The sequence below is a fragment of the Homoserinimonas sp. A520 genome, assembly GCF_054489245.1.
This window is the reverse complement of record NZ_JBTMWX010000001.1, coordinates 720,561-742,756: the sequence shown is the minus strand read 5'-3', so window position 1 is coordinate 742,756 and position 22,196 is coordinate 720,561. Positions and strand designations below refer to the sequence as shown.

The following is a 22,196-nucleotide window of genomic DNA, read 5'->3' as shown; positions in this document are numbered from 1 at the left end:
CTCCCGAGTGGGCACTTGTTGCCCTTCCGCGCGACTCTTGGGGCATTAAGTGCCCACTCGTAGAGAACTCGAGGGGTTCAGGATGTGAGGGGTGGGGCAAAATACAATTGGGCGGTGGCCATCCCCAAGATCCTGCTCTATTACATCTTCACCCCGCTCGCCGACCCCGAGGCGATCCGGCTGTGGCAGCGCGACCTGTGCGAGTCGCTCGGGCTGGGCGGACGCATCCTGATCTCGAAGGACGGCATCAACGGGACGGTCGGCGGCGACCTGCCTGCTGTGAAGAAGTACCTGCGCAAGACGCGGGAGTATCCACCGTTCAAGAACCTCGACGTCAAGTGGAGCGACGGCGCCGGCGACGACTTCCCCCGGTTGAGCGTGCGCGTTCGCGACGAGTTGGTCAGCTTCGGGGCGCCCGGTGAACTGCAGGTCGACGAGAATGGTGTGGTCGGCGGCGGCATGAGGCTCACTCCCGAACAACTCCACGAGCTGGTCGCCGAGAAAGACGTCACCTTCTTCGACGGACGCAACGCTTTCGAGGCCGAGATCGGCCGGTTCGCAGATGCTGTGGTCCCGCCGGTCAGCAACACCCGCGAGTTCATCACTGAACTGGACAGCGGCGCATACGACCATCTCAAGAACCAGCCGGTGGTCACCTACTGCACTGGCGGCATCCGCTGCGAAGTGCTGTCGAGCCTGATGATCAAGCGTGGCTTCAACGAGGTCTACCAGCTCGACGGCGGCATCGCCCGCTACGGCGAGAAGTTCGCGGACTCAGGGCTGTGGCAGGGATCGCTCTACGTTTTCGACGGGCGGATGGCCGTCGATTTCAGTTCAGATGCTGCCGTGATCGGGCGCTGCTACCGCTGCGCAGCGCCCACCAGCCACATGCAGAACTGCCACGACCTCGGTTGCCGCACCCAGCTGGTGGTCTGCGAGCAGCACGCTGCAGAGACGGCCTGCACCGAGCATCCGCTGACCCTGGTTTCCTGAACCGGGTGGCGCGGTCGCCCGTCCGCACCTGTATCTTGATCCTGTGAGCACTAAGCGGGCGACTCCGGGGTCGCAGACTTCACTTCGTGAAGCCAACCGTGCGCGAATCGTCGATGCCGTGAAGCGGCACGGAGGGCTGACCCAGGTCGAGCTCGCCGGTGCCACCGGCCTCTCCCCGGCCACGGTGTCGAACATCGTCAAGGAGCTGTCGACCTCCGGCGTCCTGAACACCACCCCGAGCACGCGCAGCGGCCGCCGCGCCCAGCACGTGACTCTCGCCCGCGCCCTGGGGCTGGTGGCCGGCATCCACTTCTCGACCAGGCACCTGCGGGTGGCGTTGGCGGATGTCGCCCACACCGTGGTCGCGGAGCACCACCTGCCGCTGGCCAAGGACCATCGCGCCGACAACGAACTGAACCGCACGTCGAGGCTCATCGCCGACATGCTGGACTCCGTCGACGCCACCATGGGCGAGGTGCTTGCCGTCGGCGTCGCCCTGCCCGCGCCGATCAACCTTCGCACCGGAACCATTTCACGCACCGGCATCATGCGCGGCTGGGATGCCGTTCCGGTCGCCGAGGTGATGGAGCGCCGGCTGAAGCGCCCGGTCTTCGTCGACAACAACGCCAACCTCGGCGCTCGGGCCGAATTCCGTTCCGGCGCCCTGCGCGGCAAGGAGAACGCCGTCTATCTCAGCATCGACGACGGTATCGGCGCCGGCCTGATCATCAACGGCAAGGTGTTTCGCGGGCACAACGGCAGCGCCGGGGAGTTCGGTCATTTCACCATCGACGAGAACGGTCCGCTGTGTCGCTGCGGCAACCGCGGATGCCTCGAAACCTACGTCGGCGGCCCGGCGCTCATCGAGTCCCTCCGCGGCAACCATCGCGGCCTTAAGCTGCACGACATCGTGGTTCGGGCGATCGCCGGCGACCCGAAATGCATTCGTGCGATAGCGGATGCCGGACGCCACATCGGGGTCGCCGCGGCCAACCTCTGCAACATCGTCGACCCCTCCCGGCTGGTGGTGGGCGGCGAGCTGTCGCAGGCGGGCGAGCTGCTGCTCGGACCGATGCGCCATGCCCTGGAACGGGCAGTCATCGTCGGTCCGGACAGCGTTCCCGACATTGTGCAGAGCCAATTGGGCGCCCGCGCGGAGATGCTCGGGGCGATCGCCCTGGCGGTCGACCGGGTCACCATCACGTCCAGCGATTCCGCCGCTGTCGCGCCCTGAGCATCCGCTCGCCCGGTAGTGCCGCCTGCGAAGGACGCTGTCGTGAACCGAAAACCTTGAGTTCAAGACTTGACGCCAAGAACGGAATAGTGTCATGCTCATGCCACCGCCACCGAGGGCGGCCATGACCGGAGGTTTTTCAATGAAGATCGCCACCAAGAGAGCGGTGACCGTAGCAACAGCGCTCCTGCTCGCGGCCGGCACACTGACCGCGTGTGCACCGCAAGAAGGTTCATCGTCCGACACCGGGGATGCCGCCACCGGCAAAATCGCCCTGCTGCTGCCGGAGTCGAAGAACACCCGCTACGAGGCCTACGACCGCCCGATCTTCGAAGCCAAGATCGCCGAGCTGTGCCCCGAGTGCGAGGTCGTCTACTCCAACGCCGACCAGGACCCCGCCAAGCAGCAACAGCAAGCCGAGTCTGCACTCACCCAGGGTGTAGCCGTGATGGTGCTCGACCCGGTCGATTCGTCCGCGGCCGCCAGCATCGTCGCATCCGCCAAGGCGCAGGATGTTCCGGTCATCTCCTACGACCGCCTCATCAACAGCAGCGATCTCGCCTTCTACCTCTCGTTCGACAACGAGAAGGTCGGCGAGCTGCAGGGCCAGGCCTTCGTGGACAAGCTCGCAGCTGACGGCGTGACCGAAGGTGACGTTGTCATGATCAACGGGTCGCCGACCGACAACAACGCCACGCTGTTCAAGAAGGGCGCGCACAACGTGATCGACGCGAGCCCGTACAACGTCGTCGCCGAGTTCGACACCCCAGACTGGAGCCCGGACAAGGCACAGGAGTGGATGGCAGGCCAGGTCACCCAGTTCGGTGACAGCATCGTCGGCGTCTACGCGGCCAACGACGGAACCGGTGGTGGCGCGATCGCGGCAATGAAGGCAGGCGGAGTCGATCCACTACCGCCCGTCACCGGCCAGGATGCCGAACTTCCGGCCATCCAGCGCATCGTCAGCGGTGACCAGTTCATGACGATCTACAAGGCGCTCAAGCTCGAGGCGGAAACGGCAGCCCAGCTCGCCATCGACCTGCTGAACGGCAAGACGCTGACCGGCGAATCGGCTGACACGGATGGCGTACCCACCACCCTGCTCAACCCGGTCGTCGTGACGATCGACAACATCATGGACACCGTGATCGCAGACGGCTTCTACACCGTGGAAGACATCTGCACCGCCGAGTACGCCGACGCCTGCGCGGCAGCCGGCATCCAGTAGCGGGCACCATGCAAGCAGTGCAGTCGATCGGGGCAGTACCTGTGCGCCCCGATCGGCTGTACTTTTGCGTTACCGCCCGGTGACCACACTCCAACCAGCGCTCAAGGAAGAGGCAACACCATGACCGCCGTAACCCAGGCCATACCGGACGACGATCTCATCATCTCGCTCCGCGGCATCAGCAAAGGCTTCGGTGCCGTTCAGGCGCTGGACGATGTGTCGCTCGACATCTACAAGGGCGAAGTCGTCGCCATCGTCGGCGACAATGGCGCCGGCAAGTCGACGCTCGTGAAAATCCTGGCCGGTGTGCATCCGGCCGACTCCGGCACCATGACCCACCTGGGTGATCGGGTCACCATCAACAGTCCCGTCGACTCGCGCGACCTCGGCATTGCGACTGTCTTCCAGGATCTCGCCCTGTGCGACAACCTCGACGTCGTCTCCAACCTGTTCCTCGGCCGGGAACTCGGAACCTTCGCCCTCGACGAGGTCGAGATGGAGCAGCGAGCGTGGAGCCTGCTGCGCCAGCTCTCGGCGAAGATCCCCTCCGTTCGCACGGCCGTCGCCTCCCTGTCCGGCGGGCAACGCCAGACGGTGGCCATCGCCCGGTCGCTCATCGGCGACCCGTCCATCGTGATCCTCGACGAGCCGACAGCGGCACTCGGTGTCGCGCAGACGGCTGAGGTGCTCAACCTGATCGAGCGGCTTCGCGAGCGCGGTCTCGGGGTGGTGCTGATCAGCCACAATATGGCGGATGTCCAGGCCGTCGCCGACCGCGTCGTGGTGCTGCGGCTCGGACAGAACAACGGTGACTTCCGGGTCCCGGACGTCAGCTACGAAGAGATCATCGCCGCCATCACTGGGGCAACAGACAACGCGGTCACCCGCCGGGCATCCGCCCAGAACTCGGAAGGGGCCACCTCATGAGCACCGTCACCAACCCGACAGCTCCCTCCGTGCGGCCGGAACGGTCGAGCATTGCCGAGAGCTGGGCTGCTTTCCGCAACCGCACGCGCGGCGGTGACCTCGGCGCCATTCCCGTGGTCGTCGGCCTGGCCATCATCTGGACGGTCTTCCAGATCCTGAACCCGAACTTCCTGTCCAGCTCCAACCTGGTCAACCTCGCCCTGCAGTGCGCGGCGCTGGGAACCATCGCGCTCGGGGTCGTCCTCGTGCTGCTGCTCGCCCAGATCGACCTCTCCATCGGGTCGATCTCGGGGCTCGCGGCCGCCATCCTGGCCGTCACCTTCACCCAGCTCGGATGGCCGTTGATCGTCTCGATCATTGCCGCGCTGGGTGCCGGCGCCTTCCTCGGCTGGCTGTACGGGTTCCTCTATACCCGCTTCGGCGTGCCCAGCTTCGTGATCACGCTGGCCGGCCTTCTCGGCGTGCTGGGCATCCAGCTCTGGGTGCTCGGCAAGCTGGGGTCGATCAACATCCCGTTCGATTCGTGGATCGTGATGTTCGCCCAGCAGATGTTCCTTCCGGACTGGCTGGCGTACGTGCTCTCCGCACTCGCCGCCGGCGGCTATGTGGCAAGCAACCTGCTGACGGCTAATCGTCGCGACAAGGCGGGACTCATCTCGGCCTCGAAAACCGGAATCTTCATCCGTGGCGCACTGCTGCTCGCGGTGCTGCTCGTCGGATCCTGGTACCTGGGCACCAACCGCGGCGTCGGAATGATGTTCCTGCTCTTCATCGTCCTCGTGGTGGTACTGAACTACGCGCTCACCCGCACCACCTGGGGACGCTCCATCTACGCCGTCGGAGGCAACGTCGAGGCGGCCAGGCGTGCCGGGATCCGGGTGAACCGGGTGTACATCTCGGTGTTCATCATCAGCACCTCGCTGGCCGCGCTCGGCGGCATCCTGGCAGCAGCCAGGCTCGCGTCGGCCAACCAGAGCAGTGGAGGAGGCGACACCAACCTGACCGCGATCGCGGCAGCGGTGATCGGTGGCACCAGCCTCTTCGGTGGACGCGGCAGCGCCTGGTCCGCCGTGCTGGGCATCGTCGTCATCCAGTCGATCGCCAGTGGGCTGACCCTCCTGAGCCTCGACTCCTCGGTGCGCTACATGGTGACCGGCGTCGTGCTGCTGCTGGCCGTGATCATCGACTCGCTGTCGCGGCGTTCCCGCGCCATCCACGGTCGGGCCTGACCCGAACGGGCCCGACCCGAACGGGCCCGTTCACGCAGCAACGCCCCGGTGTCTGACACCGGGGCGTTGCTGTTGTACGTGACTACGGGCAGGTGATGGTGGTGGTGCCGTCGGTGAGCACTTCACCCGACGCGTAGCCCGCGCAGGCCTCGGCGATGGCGTTGAAGCCGGCCGCACCCAGGGAGACGATGGCGATGACCGCGATGATCGAGATGACGATCGAGACGCTGGCGACAATGATACCGGCGAGCGCCAGCCCATTCTTGTAGCCGGCCTTCTTCGACTTGTTGAGCGCGATGATGCTCACGATGAGGCCAACGATGTTCGCGATGAAGGCGAGCACGAGCCCAACAATGCCGAGCGTCTTGCCGGGGTTCTCGGCAACGGGCGCGGTGTAGTCGGCGCTGGGGGCTGGGGCGGGTGTAGCTTCAGTCATGTGTTCTCCTGAGTTGGATGGCGCGTCGAACACGCGCAGGCACGACTGTAGTGGTGCAGGGGCTATCTGAGCAATCGGCGTTTTGGCCTCGCCCAAGTCGCGCCCTGTCCCTGGCTCCACCACAATGGACACATGAGAATCGGAATCCTGACCAGCGGCGGAGATGCTCCCGGGTTGAACGCCGTCATCCGCGGAGCCGTGCTCAAGGGCGACCAGCTCTACGGTCAGGAATTCGCCGGCTTCAAGGGCGGATGGCGCGGCGTCGTTGAAGAGGAGATCGTGCCTCTCGGCCGCCACGAGGTCAAGGGCATCAGCAAGCAGGGCGGGACGATCCTCGGTACCTCACGCACCAACCCGTTCGAGGGCAATGGCGGGCCGGACCGCATCCGCGAGGTGATGGAGCGGAACGACATCGGGTCCATCATCGCGATCGGCGGTGAGGGTACTCTCGCCGCCGCCAAGCGTCTCTCCGATGAGGGGCTCGAGATCGTCGGTGTGCCGAAGACGATCGACAATGACATCTCGGCGACGGACTACACCTTCGGGTTCGACACCGCCGTACAGATCGCCACGGACTCCATGGACCGCCTGCGCACCACCGGCGACTCCCACGGGCGTTGCATGATCGCCGAAGTCATGGGCCGGCACGTCGGCTGGATCGCGCTGCACTCCGGCATGGCATCCGGTGCTCACGCCATCCTGATTCCCGAGCAGAAGACGTCGATGGACCAGATCATCGGCTGGGTCACCAGCGCCCACGATCGCGGTCGCGCGCCGCTCATCGTCGTCTCGGAGGGGTTCACTCTCGACACCATGGATGACGCACACCACGAACGCGGGCTGGACGCTTTCGGCCGGCCGCGACTGGGTGGCATCGGCGAGCATCTGGCGCCGGTCATCGAAGAACGCACCGGCATCGAGACCCGGGCGACCACCCTGGGGCACATCCAGCGCGGGGGGACACCCACCTCATACGACCGCGTGCTCGCCACTCGCCTCGGCATGGCGGTGCTCGACCTGGCCAGGAACAAGCAGTGGGGGCAGATGGTCGCCCTGCGCGGCACCGACATGATTGCGGTCCCGTTCGAGGAGGCCCTGGGCAAGCTCAAAACGGTGCCGCAGGAACGCTACGACGAGGCCGCGATCCTCTTCGGCTGACCGACTCGTACGGGACGGCTGCGTATGGTTGGTTCCATGCGCGCATGGATGGTGACCAAGGGCGGCGACGGCGTCGACTCCCAGCTGGTGAACGTGACGGATGCCGACCTTGCCGATCGTACGGAATCGGCCGACGGCGATGTGCTGGTCGACGTCGAGTACTCCAGCATCAACTACAAGGACGGCCTGGCGCTGGCCGGCCGCCCAGGGGTGATCCGCGAGCATCCGCTCATCCCCGGCATCGACCTGGTCGGCACTGTCGCCGAATCATCCGACGACCGGTGGCGCGCGGGCGACCAGGTGTTGCTGAACGGCTGGGGAATCGGAGAGACGCACAACGGCGGCCTGGCCGAGCGCGCCCGCGTGAGCGGCGATTGGCTGGTGCGGCTGCCGGAGCGGCTTTCCGCCCGGCAGGCGGCGGCGATCGGCACCGCAGGGTTCACGGCCATGCTCGCCGTCATGGAACTGGAGCGGGCGGATGCGCTGGGCAGCCGGGCAACGGAAGGCAAGGTTCTCGTCACCGGGGCTGCCGGCGGCGTCGGCAGCATCGCCACTGCGCTGCTCGCCGGCCTCGGGCACACCGTGGTGTGTTCCACCGGCCGCCGGGAGCAGCACGAGTACCTCCGGCGGTTGGGTGCGACCGAGATCATCGACCGCAATTCACTGAGCGAACCCGGCAAGCCACTGCAGGGTGAGCGCTGGTCGGGCGCGATCGACTCGGTCGGCGGCACGACCCTGGCGAACGTTCTCGCCCAGACACGTTACGGCGGCGCAGTGGCCTCCTGCGGCCTGGCCGCCAGCCACGAACTCCCGGCAACCGTCCTGCCGTTCATCCTGCGCGGCGTGCGCCTGATCGGCATCAACTCGGTGTTCGCCCCGGCGGCCATTCGACAGGAGGCCTGGTCACGCCTCGCGACCGACCTGGACCTCGGCCTGCTGGACGACCTCACCGAGACGGTCGGGCTGGCGGATGCGCGGCGCATCGCCGACGACATCCTCGCCGGGCGCATCCGCGGTCGCACCGTCGTCGACGTGCGCGCCTGACCGCGCGCATCCGGCGCGGCACGTTCACGGACGCGCCCACCCGTCAACTACGGACTCAACCGTCCGCGGTACCTGTGCACTCGTGTCCGCAGCTGACGGGTGAACAGTTACCGGGTCGAGAAGAGGCGCCTCAGTTCGGGCGACACCCGCTCGGGGCGGATCCCACGGCCCACCACCCGGGCGGCCACTCGCCGGACGATCGGCAGCAGCAGGTGCAACACGAACCGCACCCGCGCCGGAAGCGGATGGGGCAGGTTCACCCCCGGCCCGGCGTTCGCGATCCTCTTGTGCAGCTGAAGCTGGATCGGCTGCATCACCCGCACCGGCGGCAAGCGCCGCCGCTGCACCGCCGCCAGGTCCCGCGTGGTGAGGGTGCCGGTGCGCAGCGGTGCGGCCAGCCGGTTGGCGGTGGCGACGGCGTCCTGGATCGCGAAGTTGACGCCGACCCCGAAGGCGGGCGACATGGCGTGGGCGGCGTCGCCGATGCAGAGCAAACCGGGCAGATACCACCGGCTCAGTCGGTTCACCTGCACCGAGAGCAGCTTGACCTGGTCCCAGCCCCGGAGTGAGTCGACCACGTCGGCGACCACGGGTGCCGTCTCGGCCACGCGCTGCCGGAACGCCGGGAGCCCGGCACTCTTCAACGCGGGGAACCCGTCCTTCGGGATGAGCATGCCCGCCTGGTAGTAGTCGCCGCGCGGAATCGTCAGCACCATCGACTTCTTGTCGAGGTAGGCGAGTGTCGGGCGGTCCTTCCGGGTCATCGGGAGGTGGAACCACAGCACGTCGACGGCGACGCCGTACTCCTTCAACGGGAGAGCGGATGCCTCCCGAACCACCGAATCACGACCATCCGCCGCCACCGTCAGGTCTGCTCGCACCGTCAGCTCTCCGTCACCGGTGGCTACAGTGACGCCTCTGACGCGATCCCGTTCACGGAGGAGCCCGGTGACCTCCGCCTGGGTGATCAGCTTGAAGTGCGGCAGCTTCGACGCCTCGGCGACGATGAAGTTCAGGAAGTCCCACTGCGGCATCAACGCCAGGAAGCGCGTGCCACCACGCAGCCTGGTGAAGTCGACGGGCTGGATGCGGTTGCCGCTGAGCACGACGTCGAGGCCCTTGACCTTGTTGTGCGGCAGCTTCAGGAACGCATCCTTCAGGCCGAGCTCGCCCAGCAGGTCGATGGTGGACGGGTGGATGGTATCGCCGCGGAAGTCGCGCAGGAAGTCGGCGTGTTTCTCCAGCACGACGACATCGACCCCGGCTTTCGCGAGGAGGAACCCCAGCATCAGGCCCGCCGGGCCGCCACCCGCGATGCAACACGTCGTGTCGAGGTCGCGGGTGTCCATGGCTTACCTAGTCGCGTTCGCCTTGTGATTCGTGGGCAGCGTACTCCGCGAGGCCCTCGACCAGGGAGTCGGCCGTGCGGGCCTCGGCAATGACGTGCACGCTCAGGCCGGCGGCCCTGGCATCGAACGCCGTTCGCGGGCCGATGCAGGCGACGACAATGGTCTCGGGCAGCGGTGCGAGTTGCGCTTGCACCTGCCTGGCGACCGAACCCGAACTGACCAGCACCGCGCGGATGCGGGCGTCAGCAACATCCGTCGCCACTTTCTCCGAGACGGGAACCCCCACGGTTCGGTAGGCGATGACGAATTCGATGTCGAGGCCGAGTTCGGCGAGGTCGGCCAGGAGGTGCGGCTCCGACAGGTCAGACTGCGGCACCAGCACCCGGCCGGACCGCTCAGACTCCGGCCATTCCTTCAACAGCCCGCGCATCGACTTGTCGGCCTCCGGTGCGAAATCGACCCGGTACCCGGCCAGGGTGAGCGCGGTGTTCGCGGTCTCCCCGACGGCAGCGACCTTGGTCTTCTCCGGAATGGTGATCCCCTGACTGACCAGCACGTCGACAACAGCTGCGCTGGTTACGGCCACCCAGTCGAAGTGGCCTTTCGCCAGTCGTGAGAGGGCGTCGCTGAGTGCCGGTACATCTTCGGGGCTGGCGAAGTTCACCATCGGCGCCACCACGGGTGACGCACCGTAGGAACGGAGGGCCGCGGCGACAACCTCGCCATAGGCGCCACCACGCGGAACCAGCACTCGCCAGCCGGCGAGTGGTTTGGTGTTGCGGAGCGGAGTCATGCCTTCAATACTGCCCCGCTAGCCCGTGAGAGCCAAAAGCACTGCTCAGTGAGGGTCAGTCGTCCCGCGCGGTGGAGCTATGGTGATCGCGCAGCGCGGTGGAGCTAAGGCAATCGCGCCAGCGATTGCGCGACCCCAGCGCCGACTGAGCCTGCGAAGGAGGATTGGGTGTAGCCAAGGTCAGTCGTCCCCGAAAATCGCCCAAGCAATCAAGCCACCAATAACAACGACCGCCGCCGTCGCCCCGATGATCCACGGCACCGGGTTGTCTTCATACGACACCCGCACCTTGTCGGCGAGGATTCCGGCCTGCTTCGGCACGTTCAGCTTGTCCTCGAGCTCGTCGAGGGTCTCTTCCAACTCCACCCGCTTGGCGGTAGCCCTGATGTCGGCTCCACCCAGATCTGATGTGGTCATGGCTTCTCTCACTTTCCGACGCCGCGTACGACGTTCAGGTCTTTCTTGAGGCTGTTGATTGTCGCGGTCGGCATTGGTGGCATCCCGCTCTTCAGCTTCACGTATCCGATCCAACCGACGATCGCTGCGATGATCAGCAGCAGCAGTGCGACCAGTAGCGCAGCCAGCCAGCCCGGCATCACCAGGGACAACGCGAGGATCGCAGCCGTCAGCAGCACCCCGACCGCGAAGAGCACTACGACGGCGGCTCCGGCGAGCAAGCCCGCCCCGATGCCGAGCGCGGTGAACTTGCGGGTCAACTCGGCCTTGAGCTGGTCGATCTCGGCCGCAATGAGTTCCTTGACCAGGCCGGGCAGGTCGGTAAGCAGCGTGAGCAGTGACCGCTTCGGTCGAATCGGTTCAGTCATGGTCGGTTACTTCGAGGTGCTTGACGAACGCGTCCCAGGGTTCTTCCTGACACCGGCCGCAGTCGCGCCGCTCGTGGAGGTACCGCTCGTGGAGCTGCCGCTCGTTGAGGTACCGCCCGTCGAGCTCTTGCTGCCGGCATCCGACTTCTTGGTTGCGGAGCGCACCTGGGAGACCACCTTCTTGGCGTTGTCGCTGATGAAGTCGACCACCTCAGGCGCCTTGTCTTTCGCGAAGTCTTCGACCGTCTCGACCTGTTGCTTGACCCTCGGGTCGTTCCAGAACTTGGTGGCGGCACGCTTGATCTCTTCGTAGCGTTCACGGCCGGCGCGGGCGCCCAGCACGTATCCAACGGCCAGCCCGGTCACGATGAGGATTTTGCCTCGCATTAGCTACTCCTGTTCCTCGTCTATTGCCGAGCGTCCGCTCGACGGCTATTCAAGCGTAGTGTCCGACGCCCTCACCGGGCATGGAGCTAACTCTCAGGCTGATCCGAAAGTGCCTCAGTGAAGGTACTCGAGGATGTCGCGCCCCACCGTGCGCATCGCGTCGAGTACGCGCAACCGGGCCAGGAGGTCGGTGTCGGCGAACTGAACGGTCACCGCGTAGGCGACGCCGGCACGGGCGCTGCGGACGACCCCGGCTTCGGCGCGGACGCCGGCATCCGTTCCCGTCTTGTTGACCATCTGGATGCCGTGGTCCTCCTCTCGGTGGGCCAGCGGGTCGAGGCCGAAGGCGCTGGCAACCATGGAGAGGTCGGCGTTCAGCGACAGCCAGCCGAGCACCCGCTGGCTGGTCACCGGGTCGACCACCTCGCCGCGCGACAGTGCACCGAAGAGCCAGGCGAGTTCTGCCATCGAGCCGACGGAAAGTTGGGGGGCGTCATCCGGACCGCGACGGTTGCGCACCAGGTCGAGAAGGGCGGTGCGCTTGAGACCCAGGGACTCCGCGCGGGCGCGCACCGCCTCGAGGCCGATCACCCGCAGCAGAACGTTCGTCGCCAGGTTGTCGCTGGTCGCGCCGACGAGCGTGGCCAGGTCGACTACCGGAAGGGCAGGCGCCTGAAGGTGCCGCCACAGGCCGGAGTCCGCGACATTGTCGCCGGGGGTCTTGTCGAGGATGCCGTAGCCAGCGAAATCGCGCGCGGTGATCCTCGCCGATGCCTCGATCAGGAGCAACACCTTGCCGACGCTGGCCGTCGGAAGCGCGATGCGATCGTCGATGGAAACCAGTTGGGCGCGAGTGGTCAGGTCGATGACGCTTGCCGAAACCTGGGCGCCCAGGTAGGCGAGCTCTCCGAGCGCGTGGAACCCGCCGGAGAAGCTCTCAGCTCCGTCGGCGCCACGGTGGCGGCCCGCCCTGACGGTACGGACCCGCTCGCGTTTGTCCTGATCTCGCGTCGGAATCACCAAATAGTCACACGCTCGTTCGGGTCGAGCCAGAGCTCATCATCGGGGGTCACTTCAAACGTCTCATAGAACGCGTCGATATTGCGAACAATCTGGTTGCATCGGAACTCGTTGGGCGAGTGCGGGTCGATGGACAGCAGGCGGATGACCTCCTGGTCGCGAGCTTTCAACTGCCAGGCCTGGGCCCAGGAGAGGAAGAACCGCTCGGCGCCGGACATCCCGTCAATCACCGGCGGCTCCTCGCCGGCGAGGGAGATCAGGTACGCCTTCCAGGCGATCCCCAGCCCGCCCAGGTCCCCGATGTTCTCCCCGATGGTCAGGGCTCCGTTCACGAAATGGTCGGGAACCTGCCGCGGCGCCAGCGCGTTGTACTGCTCGATCATGGAGGAGGTCAGCTTCTCGAAGGCCTCACGATCATCCGCCGACCACCAGTCGATGAGGCGACCGTCACCGTCGTACTTGGAGCCCTGGTCGTCGAAGCCGTGACCGATCTCGTGGCCGATGACCGCGCCGATCGCCCCATAGTTGGCGGCCGCATCACGGGTCTCGTCGAAGAACGGGAACTGCAGGATCGCTGCCGGGAAGACGATCTCGTTGAATCCCGGGTTGTAGTACGCGTTAATGGTCTGCGGCGTCATGAACCACTCGTCGCGGTCGAGCGGCTTTCCGATCTTGCCCAGCTCACGCTGGAACTCGAACTCGCTGGTCGCCCGCACGTTGGCGATCAGGTCGGACGGGTCGACCTGCAGGGCAGAGTAGTCACGCCACTTCACCGGGAATCCGATCTTGGGCGTGAACTTCTCCAGCTTCTCGAGCGCCGCCTGGCGTGTGGCATCCGTCATCCAGGCCAGTCCGGCGATGCTCTGGCGGTAGGCCTCGACCAGGTTGTCGACCAGCACGTCCATGCTCGCCTTGGCGGTCGGCGAGAAGTGCCGGTCGACGTAGATGCGGCCGACCGCCTCGCCCATCGCGCCCTCGACCAGGGAGACGCCGCGCTTCCACCTGGCCCGCAGCTCTGGCGTGCCGGTCAGGGTCTTGCCGTAGAAGTCGAAGTTGGCGTCGACGAAGTCTGTGGACAGGTAGGGGGCGGATGATCGGATGACCTGCCAGCGCAGCCAGTCTTTCCAGCTTTCGAGGTGCTCGTCGGCGAAGAGCGTGCGAACACCCTCGATGAAGCTCGGCTGGCGCACGACCAGCTCGTCGAATGAGCCGGTTGGGGGGTCGAGCGCCCTCCGCCAGTCGTTCAAGTCGGACGCTTCGACATCCGTCCAGGTCATCAGGTTGTAGGTCGCCTCGCTGTCGCGGGAGCGCACATTGTCCCAGTGGTGGGACGCGATCTGCTTCTCCAGGTCGAAGACGCGGCGAGCGCTGGCGGATGCCTCCGGCAGCTTCGCGAGGTCGAACATCCGCTCCAGGAATTCCTGGTATTTGGTTCGTACCTCGTCGAACTTCTCCTCGCGGAAGTAGGATTCGTCTGGCAGGCCGATTCCGCCCTGCTCGAGGAACACCAGGTAGCGTTCGGGGTTGCCCGGGTCGTTGTCGACGAAGAGCTGGAACAGCCCGCTGGTGCCCTGGCGCTCAAGGCTGCCGAGCGTGGAGAGCAGTTCGTCGACGGTGCTTATCGCGTCGACCTCAGCCAGCAGGTGAGCCAGCGGCTCACCGCCCAGTTTCTCGATGCGGTCGATGTCGAGGAAGCTCGCGTACAGGTCGCCGAACTTGCGCTCCTCGGTTCCCTCGGCGGCGGTTTGTGCTTCCTCGATGATGTCGCGAACAGCCTTCTCGGCCTCCTCCGCGAGCACGTAGAACGAGCCATACCTGGCCTTGTCGGACGGAATCTCGGTGCGGTCGATCCACTTCCCGTTGACGTGGCGGAACAGGTCGTCCTGTGGGCGGATGTTCGGGTCGAGTTCGTCGGTCTGGATACCGGAAGTCAGCTGGGGATCGGCGCTCATGCTCCCAGCCTATGCTCCCCCGATGTGCGCTCGCAGCCCGGTCTCCCCCATTCCCTGGGGTGCCGATAAATGGGCTTCCCCGGCCACGGGAACGCCAATTTCTGGCATCTCGGGTAAGGTTTTGGGCATCTCCAGAGAACTTGACCGCGACATCCTGCGGTTGGCCGTACCCGCGCTCGGGGCGCTCGTGGCCGAACCCCTTTTCCTCCTGACCGACACCGCGATGGTCGGCCATCTCGGCGCGGCACCGCTGGCGGGCCTCAGCATCGGCAGCGCCATCCTGCAGACCGTGATCGGCCTGCTGATCTTTCTCGCCTACGCCACCACCCCGGCTGTCGCCCGGCGGTTGGGCTCCGGCGACCGGGGAGGTGCCATCCGGGCGGGGATCGACGGCATGTGGCTCGCGCTGCTGATCGGTGTCGCGCTGCTGATCGTCGGGATCCCCACCAGCGAGTGGTTGGTGACCGCATTCGGTGCCGCTCCCGACGTGACGACAGCCGCGAACACCTACCTCGCTATCTCCCTCTGGGGGATCCCCGGAATGCTGATCGTGATCGCCGCGAACGGCCTGCTGCGAGGGCTGCAGGACACCCGGACTCCGCTGGTCGTCGCCGTCTGCGGCTTCGGCGCGAACATCGTATTGAACGCCGTCTTCATCTACGGCTTCGGCTGGGGTATCGCCGGCTCCGCGGTCGGAACGGTCATCGCCCAGTGGGCGATGGCGATCGTCTACATTGTCATGGCCGTGCGTGCGGCATCGGCGACCGGGGCGAGCCTGCGGCCTGGACTGCGCGGTGTCAGTTCCGCTGCGGGAACCGGGATGTGGCTCCTCGCCCGCACCGCCAGCCTGCGGGTGGCCATGCTGGCAACCGTCTTCGTCGCCACCGACTTCGGCGTCACCGAGTTGGCCGCACTGCAGATCGCGATGACGATCTTCGCAACACTGGCATTCATCCTCGATGCTCTCGCGATTGCTGGCCAGGCGCTCATCGGGCACGGGCTGGGCGCATCCGCCGTCGACCGGGTCGCAGCCATAACCAGGCGCCTCATCCAGCACGGCCTGCTCTTCGGCCTGCTGCTCGGGGTTGTCGCCGCGCTGGCACCGGTGGCTGCTCCCGTGTTCACCTCGGATGCCGCGGTGCGGAGCGCGGTCACCGTCACCTTGTACATCATGGCTGCCGGCATCCCGCTCGCCGGTTATGTGTTCGTGCTCGATGGCGTGCTGATCGGGGCGGGCGACGCCCGCTACCTGGCGATCACCGGTGCGCTCAACCTGGCTGCGTATGTGCCACTGCTGTTCTGGTTGGAGTCCGTCCGACCGGATGCCGCACTCGCCTGGCTCTGGGTGGCGTTCGGCTTCGGTTACATGGGAGCGCGTGCACTGACCCTCGGCCTGCGGGCGAAAGGCACCCGCTGGATCGTCACCGGGTCACGCTGACCCGCCTACGATTGTCAGAGTGACCTCGCCCACTCCCGTCTACCCCGCTGGACTCAACCGTGGTCAGGTCGTCGCCTGGCGCAACGGGATCTTCGCGATCTTCGCCGTCTGCGGCATCGGCATCGCCAGCTGGATGGCCCGCATCCCGGCGGTCAAGGACGCGCTCGACGTCAATACCGCGCAGATCGGCGTACTCATTTTCGCCATCGCGGTCGGCTCGATCACCGGGTTGCTGGCGGCGAGCCACGTGATCACCAGTTTCGGCACCCGCCGCGCGATGGCCTGGTCGCTGGTGATCGGCCCCCTGGGCCTGGGGCTGGCCGGTGTCGGCGTCACCGTCGGGCAACAATTCTGGGTGGTATTCGCCGGCATGGCCGTTTTCGGTGCCGGCATGTCGGTGTGCGACGTCGCCATGAACCTGTCCGGTGCCGTCAACGAGCGCGCGCTCGGGCGCACCATCATGCCCATCTTCCACGCCTTCTTCAGCTTCGGCACCATGATCGGGGCTGGGGTCGGAGCGGCCGCGGAGTTCGCGCAGGTGCCGATCGCTGTCCAGGCCGCGGTGGTGTCGGCGGTAATGGTGGTCGCCGGATTGCTCGGAGTGATGTCGACCCAGTCGGAGAACGTGCTGCAAGCCGATTCGCCGGATGAAGACCACGGCACTACCTGGCGGGAACGCCTCGGCGTCTGGCGAGACCCCCGTACGCTCCTCATCGGCGTGATCGTGCTCGGCATGGCCTTCGCCGAAGGTTCGGCGAACGACTGGCTGTCGCTCACCATGGTCGAGGGACACGGCGTGGACAAGTCAACCGGCGCGCTGGTGTTCGGCGTCTTCGTGACTGCGATGACCGTCGGTCGTCTCGCCGGCGTCAGAATCCTGGACCGGTTCGGACGCGTTCCGGTGCTGCGCGCATCCGCTGCCCTCGCGGTGATCGGCCTGCTCATCGTGATCTTCGTCCCGGTCGCCTGGATCGCCGTGGTCGGGGTAGTCCTGTGGGGCCTGGGATCGGCTCTCGGCTTCCCCACCGGCATGTCGGCGGCGGCGGACGATCCGCGCACGGCCGCGGCGAGGGTCAGCGCGGTTGCCACGATCGGCTACTCAGCGTTCCTGATCGGGCCGCCGCTGATCGGCTTCCTGGGTCAGCAGGTCGGGCTGTTGAATGCCCTGCTGATCGTGCTGGTGCTCATCGTGGCCGCGGGCGCCGTCTCGCACGCCGCCCGCGAGCCGATGAAGTCCTAGTCATCCAGCACGAAGGTCACTTCGAGCACGACCGACCAGGCGGTGATCTGGCCGTCGGCCGCTTCGACCTTCTGCTCCTTGACCCAGGCTCCGGAGATTCCCCGGAGAGTCTTGTGTGCGCGCTCGATGCCGATCTTGACGGCGTCCTCGAAACTTGTCTCCGAGCGGATATTGAGTGTGGTTACTCGTGCGACGGATCCCATGATTCCTCCTCTAAGTGGTGGATTTCTCCGCGATGGCGGATGATTTTCGAGCGTACGCTCGGGCCTCCGCGCCGGCTCGAGCTCTCATCCAATGCCCAGCCTTTGCAGGGCGGCGCGTGATGGCTGCGCTCGGGTGCATCAGGATGACGGCGCCGGGCTCCGCAGCGGCACCTCGGGAATCTCCGAGGCCTCAGCCCCCAGGCTTCGGAGACCCCGATGACCGGATCGGGTGGCTGATCCGCGGTCTCCCCTGGGTAATCAAGGGTGTAGCCGTTGGCTCAGCTGTTCCGGTCTAGTGGAAGTCGGGCCTCGGGAAAGCCTGACGTGTTGGAGCTCCACCAAAAGCCTAGGCGCGACACTCAGCCCTTGACCCGCGGTGGCACCAACCCCAAACGAACCCGGACGGTGTCCGTAATGGCGAACCCGTAGTGCGCGAGAGCCCAGACGATGAACAGCCCGAGATAGCCGGAAATGAGCTTGTCCGCCAGGGAAGTGAGCATGTTGACCGAGAACAACGTGGCCAGCAGCCCGTTGCCGAGCTGCTGCGCCGCATCTGCGAGCGCAGCGGCACCAGACAGGGTGCTGACCCCGTCGAAAAAGAGCAGAATGACCGGCACGGCCACCAGCGAGCAGACGACCGCGACCACAGCATTGAGTAACAGGAAGCGAGAACGGCTGCGCCCGAACCAGCCTCGTAAGCCATAGCCCCAGATGACTGCTCCGGCGACCTGGACGGACGCGAAGCCCCAGCCGCTGAAGTCCCCGTGCATGAGGTTGCCGGTCAGATTGGTCGCCACTCCAACCGCCGCGCCCGCCCACGGCCCGAACGCGAAGGCAGCGAAGGCGGTGCCGACCATGTCGAGGTAGAGCGGCAGATGCAGCGCGCTGCCGGTGAAGTTCATGAACTGGCTCAGCCCGACGGCGGCAACGCACAGCACCACGGCCAGGGCAACATTCCTGCCCCGCTTGCTACCACCGAGTCGGTCGTCCGGGGGTTGCACGTCCTCCTCCCGTGCGGCGGCTGTCCTCAGACGCCAGGCCGTCGCCTCGTCCTCGCCGCGCCCGAGCGCGAGGACAATCTCTCCGACCAGCTCGGCGTTCACTCGCTTTCGACCCGGCCGGAACACGTCGTAAACCGACGACCGGGCAACTTTCGCCGCCGCCTCGCTCATGCCTTGGGACTCACGGAGCTGAGTGATGCGCGTCGCCAACTCCGTGTAGGACACCGCCCCGGCCTCCAGCCGCATGCGTTGGAGGTCGCGAGCAAGCTCATCGAAGCTGCCCGAAGACACCCTCGGCCCCGTAATGGTCATGTCCACAACCTAGCCAACACCAGCAGGTCGGAGCTGACCCCTGATGTGGGCATTGATCGCGGCCTGCTCCGATGCTGTCCCCATCACTCGAGGCCGGGCCGAACCCATACCCTAGAGAAGTGAGACTTGTCATTGCCCGCTGCTCCGTCGACTACGCGGGCCGCCTCAGTGCGCACCTTCCCCTTGCCACCCGGCTGCTGCTGCTGAAAGCGGACGGCAGCGTGCTGGTGCACTCCGACTCGCTGTCGTACAAGCCGCTCAACTGGATGAGCCCGCCCTGTACTTTCGCCACGATCGAGCCGGAGTCTGAGCAGGCGGATGCCGGCGTCGCCGAAATCTGGAAGGTCACCCAGGCGAAGACCGCCGACCTGCTGGTCATCTCCATCCACGAGATTCTTCACGACAGCACCCACGAGCTGGGCATCGACCCCGGCCTGCAGAAGGACGGCGTCGAAGCACACCTGCAGAAGCTGCTCGCCGAGCAGATCGAGGTGCTCGGCGACGGCTACCGCCTGGTGCGCCGCGAATACATGACCGCGATCGGCCCGGTCGACATCCTGGCGACGGATGCTTCCGGCGGCAGTGTCGCGGTGGAGATCAAGCGGCGCGGCGACATCGACGGGGTCGAGCAGCTCACCCGCTACCTCGAACTGATGAACCGCGACCCGCGCCTGGCCCCGGTGGCGGGTGTCTTCGCGGCACAGGAGATCAAACCGCAGGCACGAACGCTGGCACTGGACCGCGGCATCCGCTGCATCACCCTCGACTACGACGAGATGCGCGGCCTCGATGACAGCCACCTGCGCCTGTTCTGACGCTCCTTAAGTAGGCTCGAGGCACAATGAAGAAGCCGTGGACCTGCATCCTGTTCGACCTCGATGGGACGATCGCCGACTCCGCACCCGGAATCACCGCGTCGCTCAGCTACATGTTCGAGAAACTGGGCCGGCCGGTTCCATCGGCCGAAGAACTGCTCGCCTACGTGGGCCCGCCGATCCTCGATGCTTTCCGCGACTACGCGGGGATGACGCCGATCGAATCTGCGCAGGCGCTCGCCATCTACCGCAAGCACTACCTCGACCACGGCACGCAGACCAGCCCGGTGTTCGAGGGGATCGGCTCCGTTCTGCGCTCCATCCACGAAAGCGGTATCCCGCTGTCGCTGGCCACCTCGAAGCCGGAGTTCCCGGCATCCGTCATTCTCGACAACGCCAACCTGACGCAATATTTCCGGGTGATCGCCGGCTCGTCGATCGACGAGATCCGCAGCGCCAAGAAGGACGTCATCGAAGAGGCGCTCACCAGGTTCCGGATGATCGGGGCCGACCTCAGCAACCCGGTCATGATCGGCGACCGGAAGCACGATATCGAGGGCGCGGCCGCGAACGACGTACCGGCCATTTTTGTGGACTGGGGCTACGGATCGCTCGCTGAGCAGGAGGGCTCGATCGCGGTCGTCTCCTCGCCGGGCGAACTCATCCCGTTGCTGCTGCCCTAGGCCGCTGCATCTCCTGAGCCTCCGTCAACAGGACGGATTCGGTGACACGCCGACGAGCGCGCTGGGGCGACGGCGCGTCGGATGATCGGTCCTGTTGACAGATGGGACGGGCTCTGCGCTAGGCAGCCGGGACCGGGCAGTGCAGCTTGGTCGGGCGACCGTCTCGGCGCTCGACTTCGTGTGCCGACATGACGACCCCGCACATCGGGCAGGCCGACAGCCCGGTCGGCGGCAGCGGAGCCTCGCCGTAGGGGCCGAGCGGCGGCGGGCCGATGTACGGGACCAGCAGGGCATTGAGCTTGTCTGCCCAGTTCGGTTTCCGCTGGTCGTTCATTCCGTCTCGCTCCTAATTAATTCGCACACTAATCATACGCACACTAACTGAATTGGCTAGACTGGATCCATGACCACCATGACCGCTCGCGATCCGCTCTCCCTCGATATGCAGGTCTGCTACGCCCTCGCGGCGACCTCGCGCAGCGTCATCGGCCTCTACCGTCCGGTACTCGAGCCACTCGGGCTCACGCATCCGCAATACCTGGTGATGCTCGCACTCTGGGAGCGCAGCCCACGAACCGTCGCCGACATCGGGCACGCCCTGCACCTGGAACCTGCGACGCTGTCCCCACTGCTCAAGCGGCTGGAAGCTGCCGGGTTGATCACGCGCGCCCGCAGTGAGAGCGACGAACGCGCGCTCGCGGTGACATTGACCGCTGCCGGGACTGAACTCCGTGCGGAAGCCGAGAAGGTGCCGGCGCAGATCATCGAGCGGCTCGGGGTGCCGATCGCCGACCTTGAGAAGCTGCGCGACATCCTGCACGTCGTGCTCGCCGCCGCCACCCACCCCCAATAGTGCCCGTTCCGGAGGGATGCACCCGTTCCGCGGGGCACATCTCTCCGGAACGGCCACTATCGCTCCGTGTTGCGGTGGCACGACGGTACCGATTTCCGCCACACTGAGCGGATGGACTCAGCGCTGACCACCATCGGTCTCCCCGTCGCCCTCGGAATCATCATGCTGGGGCTCGGCCTCACCCTCACGGTGGCCGACTTCGCTCGGGTGGGGAAGCATCCGAAAGCCGTATTCATCGCCTTGGCCTGCCAGCTCATCGTGCTGCCCGCCATCTGCTTCGGCCTGGTACTGGCGTTCCAGCTGCCCCCGGTGCTGGCAGTCGGAATGATGCTGCTCGCCGCCTCCCCCGGAGGCACCACGGCGAATCTCTACAGCCACCTGTTCCGCGGCGACGTCGCCCTCAACATCAGCCTCACCGCCATCAACTCGGTGATCGCCGTCGTCACGCTGCCGATCATCGCAAACCTGGCGATCGCCTACTTCATGCCCGGCGGCGAGCAGGTCGGCCTCCATCTGTCGAAAACACTGGAAGTGTTCGCCATCGTGCTGCTCCCGGTGCTGCTGGGCATGCTGATCCGCAAGTGGAAGCCGAAGTTCGCGGATGCCATGGACAAGCCGGTGCGCATCGCATCCGTCATCATCCTGGTCGTTGTCATCGCCGGCGCCGTCATCTCCAACCGGGAGATCCTGGTCGCCAACTTTGCGACGCTCGCGCTCATCACGGTGCTGTTCTGCGTGATCAGCCTCACCGTCGGCTACCTGGCGCCCCTCCTGTTCAAGGTCGGCAGGTCGCAGGCGATCGCCAGCGGATTCGAGATCGGCATCCACAACGCCACGCTGGCAATCGTCATCGCGCAGTCGGTGCTCGGCAGCCTGGAGCTGTCGCTGCCGGCCGCCGTGTACGGCGTGCTCATGTTCTTCGTCGCGGCCGCGTTCGGGTTCTTCGTGCTCGGGCGCTCGCGCACGACGGTCCCCGACGCGGTCCCCGCGTAGACAAGCTCGGTCTCACCTACGCGAGTCGGGCCAATCTGCTGTTCGACGCTGTAGGTTCCCACACAATGCCCCGACTCGGGTGAA

General features: G+C 66.1%; 24 protein-coding genes. 13 read left to right on the top strand and 11 right to left on the bottom strand.

What is annotated here, in order from left to right; all coding sequences use genetic code 11:
- The first annotated feature begins 114 nt into the window (after positions 1-114).
- From trhO to ACX3PH_RS03795, 5 genes are all read left to right on the top strand, one after another.
- The gene (gene trhO / locus ACX3PH_RS03815) at positions 115-993 is read left to right on the top strand and encodes an oxygen-dependent tRNA uridine(34) hydroxylase TrhO (RefSeq protein ID WP_459089543.1); all 879 of its coding nucleotides are present in this window, start codon (positions 115-117) and stop codon (positions 991-993) included.
- A 43-nt stretch (positions 994-1,036) separates the two neighbouring features.
- Positions 1,037-2,227, top strand: coding sequence for an ROK family transcriptional regulator (locus tag ACX3PH_RS03810; protein WP_459089541.1), 1,191 nt, complete (start codon positions 1,037-1,039; stop codon positions 2,225-2,227).
- Between the two features lie 142 nt (positions 2,228-2,369).
- On the top strand, positions 2,370-3,455 hold the full coding sequence (locus ACX3PH_RS03805; protein ID WP_459089539.1) for an ABC transporter substrate-binding protein: 1,086 nt from the start codon (positions 2,370-2,372) through the stop codon (positions 3,453-3,455).
- Positions 3,456-3,575: 120 nt separating this feature from the next.
- Positions 3,576-4,382 (top strand): ATP-binding cassette domain-containing protein, encoded by an 807-nt coding sequence (locus ACX3PH_RS03800; RefSeq protein ID WP_459089537.1) that lies wholly within the window; start codon positions 3,576-3,578, stop codon positions 4,380-4,382.
- Entirely contained in the window at positions 4,379-5,611 is a 1,233-nt protein-coding gene (locus ACX3PH_RS03795; protein ID WP_459089535.1) for a sugar ABC transporter permease, read from the top strand. The genes ACX3PH_RS03800 and ACX3PH_RS03795 overlap by 4 nt, the downstream gene beginning before the upstream one ends.
- A gap of 82 nt (positions 5,612-5,693) precedes the next feature.
- Here the strand turns inward: ACX3PH_RS03795 and ACX3PH_RS03790 are convergent, their stop codons facing one another.
- On the bottom strand, positions 5,694-6,047 hold the full coding sequence (locus ACX3PH_RS03790) for a DUF4190 domain-containing protein (RefSeq protein WP_459089533.1): 354 nt from the start codon (positions 6,045-6,047) through the stop codon (positions 5,694-5,696).
- Positions 6,048-6,179: 132 nt separating this feature from the next.
- Between ACX3PH_RS03790 and ACX3PH_RS03785 the strand changes: the two genes are divergently transcribed.
- Entirely contained in the window at positions 6,180-7,205 is a 1,026-nt protein-coding gene (locus ACX3PH_RS03785; protein WP_459089531.1) for an ATP-dependent 6-phosphofructokinase, read from the top strand.
- A gap of 36 nt (positions 7,206-7,241) precedes the next feature.
- Entirely contained in the window at positions 7,242-8,249 is a 1,008-nt protein-coding gene (gene acuI, locus ACX3PH_RS03780; protein WP_459089529.1) for an acrylyl-CoA reductase (NADPH), read from the top strand.
- Between the two features lie 107 nt (positions 8,250-8,356).
- Here the strand turns inward: acuI and ACX3PH_RS03775 are convergent, their stop codons facing one another.
- From ACX3PH_RS03775 to ACX3PH_RS03745, 7 genes are all read right to left on the bottom strand, one after another.
- Positions 8,357-9,598 (bottom strand): FAD-dependent oxidoreductase, encoded by a 1,242-nt coding sequence (locus ACX3PH_RS03775; protein ID WP_459089527.1) that lies wholly within the window; start codon positions 9,596-9,598, stop codon positions 8,357-8,359.
- 7 nt (positions 9,599-9,605) lie between these two features.
- Positions 9,606-10,391 (bottom strand): uroporphyrinogen-III synthase, encoded by a 786-nt coding sequence (locus ACX3PH_RS03770; RefSeq protein ID WP_459089525.1) that lies wholly within the window; start codon positions 10,389-10,391, stop codon positions 9,606-9,608.
- Between the two features lie 180 nt (positions 10,392-10,571).
- A complete protein-coding gene (locus ACX3PH_RS03765; RefSeq protein ID WP_459089523.1) occupies positions 10,572-10,808 on the bottom strand; it encodes a DUF3618 domain-containing protein in 237 nt (78 codons plus the stop codon).
- 8 nt (positions 10,809-10,816) lie between these two features.
- Positions 10,817-11,215 carry a phage holin family protein gene (locus ACX3PH_RS03760; protein WP_459089521.1) on the bottom strand — a complete coding sequence of 133 codons (399 nt, stop codon included), beginning with the start codon at positions 11,213-11,215 and terminating at the stop codon, positions 10,817-10,819.
- A 6-nt stretch (positions 11,216-11,221) separates the two neighbouring features.
- Entirely contained in the window at positions 11,222-11,602 is a 381-nt protein-coding gene (locus ACX3PH_RS03755) for a YtxH domain-containing protein (protein ID WP_459089519.1), read from the bottom strand.
- 114 nt (positions 11,603-11,716) lie between these two features.
- Positions 11,717-12,622 carry a serine hydrolase gene (locus tag ACX3PH_RS03750; RefSeq protein WP_459089517.1) on the bottom strand — a complete coding sequence of 302 codons (906 nt, stop codon included), beginning with the start codon at positions 12,620-12,622 and terminating at the stop codon, positions 11,717-11,719.
- Positions 12,619-14,574 carry a M13 family metallopeptidase gene (locus ACX3PH_RS03745; RefSeq protein WP_459089515.1) on the bottom strand — a complete coding sequence of 652 codons (1,956 nt, stop codon included), beginning with the start codon at positions 14,572-14,574 and terminating at the stop codon, positions 12,619-12,621. The genes ACX3PH_RS03750 and ACX3PH_RS03745 overlap by 4 nt, the downstream gene beginning before the upstream one ends.
- A gap of 121 nt (positions 14,575-14,695) precedes the next feature.
- Here ACX3PH_RS03745 and ACX3PH_RS03740 point away from each other — a divergent pair, with 121 nt between their 5' ends.
- Both ACX3PH_RS03740 and ACX3PH_RS03735 read left to right on the top strand, forming a co-directional pair.
- Positions 14,696-16,012 carry an MATE family efflux transporter gene (locus tag ACX3PH_RS03740; protein ID WP_459089513.1) on the top strand — a complete coding sequence of 439 codons (1,317 nt, stop codon included), beginning with the start codon at positions 14,696-14,698 and terminating at the stop codon, positions 16,010-16,012.
- 19 nt (positions 16,013-16,031) lie between these two features.
- A complete protein-coding gene (locus ACX3PH_RS03735) occupies positions 16,032-17,252 on the top strand; it encodes an MFS transporter (RefSeq protein WP_459089511.1) in 1,221 nt (406 codons plus the stop codon).
- Here ACX3PH_RS03735 and ACX3PH_RS03730 read toward each other — a convergent pair.
- Positions 17,249-17,455, bottom strand: a complete 207-nt coding sequence (locus ACX3PH_RS03730; RefSeq protein ID WP_459089509.1) for a dodecin family protein — start codon at positions 17,453-17,455, stop codon at positions 17,249-17,251. The genes ACX3PH_RS03735 and ACX3PH_RS03730 overlap by 4 nt on opposite strands.
- A 359-nt stretch (positions 17,456-17,814) precedes the next feature.
- Complete coding sequence (locus tag ACX3PH_RS03725) at positions 17,815-18,768, bottom strand: hypothetical protein (protein WP_459089507.1); 954 nt, start codon at positions 18,766-18,768, stop codon at positions 17,815-17,817.
- 119 nt (positions 18,769-18,887) lie between these two features.
- Here ACX3PH_RS03725 and nucS point away from each other — a divergent pair, with 119 nt between their 5' ends.
- Complete coding sequence (nucS, locus tag ACX3PH_RS03720) at positions 18,888-19,583, top strand: endonuclease NucS (protein WP_459089505.1); 696 nt, start codon at positions 18,888-18,890, stop codon at positions 19,581-19,583.
- A gap of 26 nt (positions 19,584-19,609) precedes the next feature.
- The gene (locus ACX3PH_RS03715) at positions 19,610-20,266 is read left to right on the top strand and encodes an HAD hydrolase-like protein (RefSeq protein ID WP_459089503.1); all 657 of its coding nucleotides are present in this window, start codon (positions 19,610-19,612) and stop codon (positions 20,264-20,266) included.
- A 118-nt stretch (positions 20,267-20,384) separates the two neighbouring features.
- On the opposite strand, the gene ACX3PH_RS03710 is transcribed toward ACX3PH_RS03715, so the two are convergent.
- On the bottom strand, positions 20,385-20,600 hold the full coding sequence (locus ACX3PH_RS03710) for a hypothetical protein (protein ID WP_459089501.1): 216 nt from the start codon (positions 20,598-20,600) through the stop codon (positions 20,385-20,387).
- Between the two features lie 78 nt (positions 20,601-20,678).
- Here ACX3PH_RS03710 and ACX3PH_RS03705 point away from each other — a divergent pair, with 78 nt between their 5' ends.
- Together ACX3PH_RS03705 and ACX3PH_RS03700 are read left to right on the top strand one after the other, a co-directional pair.
- Positions 20,679-21,119: a MarR family winged helix-turn-helix transcriptional regulator gene (locus ACX3PH_RS03705; protein ID WP_459089824.1), complete on the top strand. Its 441-nt coding sequence runs from the start codon at positions 20,679-20,681 to the stop codon at positions 21,117-21,119.
- 111 nt (positions 21,120-21,230) lie between these two features.
- Complete coding sequence (locus ACX3PH_RS03700) at positions 21,231-22,112, top strand: bile acid:sodium symporter family protein (protein WP_459089499.1); 882 nt, start codon at positions 21,231-21,233, stop codon at positions 22,110-22,112.
- Positions 22,113-22,196: the final 84 nt, after the last annotated feature.

Bases quoted from the DNA above. Each gene is read 5' to 3' on its own strand.
- ACX3PH_RS03805 (WP_459089539.1), top strand. From the start codon at position 2,370: ATGAAGATCGCCACCAAGAGAGCGGTGACCGTAGCAACAGCGCTCCTG.
- ACX3PH_RS03800 (WP_459089537.1), top strand. From the start codon at position 3,576: ATGACCGCCGTAACCCAGGCCATACCGGACGACGATCTCATCATCTCG.
- ACX3PH_RS03795 (WP_459089535.1), top strand. From the start codon at position 4,379: ATGAGCACCGTCACCAACCCGACAGCTCCCTCCGTGCGGCCGGAACGG.
- ACX3PH_RS03790 (WP_459089533.1), bottom strand. From the start codon at position 6,047: ATGACTGAAGCTACACCCGCCCCAGCCCCCAGCGCCGACTACACCGCG.
- ACX3PH_RS03785 (WP_459089531.1), top strand. From the start codon at position 6,180: ATGAGAATCGGAATCCTGACCAGCGGCGGAGATGCTCCCGGGTTGAAC.
- acuI (WP_459089529.1), top strand. From the start codon at position 7,242: ATGCGCGCATGGATGGTGACCAAGGGCGGCGACGGCGTCGACTCCCAG.
- ACX3PH_RS03775 (WP_459089527.1), bottom strand. From the start codon at position 9,598: ATGGACACCCGCGACCTCGACACGACGTGTTGCATCGCGGGTGGCGGC.
- ACX3PH_RS03770 (WP_459089525.1), bottom strand. From the start codon at position 10,391: ATGACTCCGCTCCGCAACACCAAACCACTCGCCGGCTGGCGAGTGCTG.
- ACX3PH_RS03765 (WP_459089523.1), bottom strand. From the start codon at position 10,808: ATGACCACATCAGATCTGGGTGGAGCCGACATCAGGGCTACCGCCAAG.
- ACX3PH_RS03760 (WP_459089521.1), bottom strand. From the start codon at position 11,215: ATGACTGAACCGATTCGACCGAAGCGGTCACTGCTCACGCTGCTTACC.
- ACX3PH_RS03755 (WP_459089519.1), bottom strand. From the start codon at position 11,602: ATGCGAGGCAAAATCCTCATCGTGACCGGGCTGGCCGTTGGATACGTG.
- ACX3PH_RS03745 (WP_459089515.1), bottom strand. From the start codon at position 14,574: ATGAGCGCCGATCCCCAGCTGACTTCCGGTATCCAGACCGACGAACTC.
- ACX3PH_RS03730 (WP_459089509.1), bottom strand. From the start codon at position 17,455: ATGGGATCCGTCGCACGAGTAACCACACTCAATATCCGCTCGGAGACA.
- ACX3PH_RS03725 (WP_459089507.1), bottom strand. From the start codon at position 18,768: ATGACCATTACGGGGCCGAGGGTGTCTTCGGGCAGCTTCGATGAGCTT.
- ACX3PH_RS03715 (WP_459089503.1), top strand. From the start codon at position 19,610: ATGAAGAAGCCGTGGACCTGCATCCTGTTCGACCTCGATGGGACGATC.
- ACX3PH_RS03710 (WP_459089501.1), bottom strand. From the start codon at position 20,600: ATGAACGACCAGCGGAAACCGAACTGGGCAGACAAGCTCAATGCCCTG.
- ACX3PH_RS03705 (WP_459089824.1), top strand. From the start codon at position 20,679: ATGACCGCTCGCGATCCGCTCTCCCTCGATATGCAGGTCTGCTACGCC.
- ACX3PH_RS03700 (WP_459089499.1), top strand. From the start codon at position 21,231: ATGGACTCAGCGCTGACCACCATCGGTCTCCCCGTCGCCCTCGGAATC.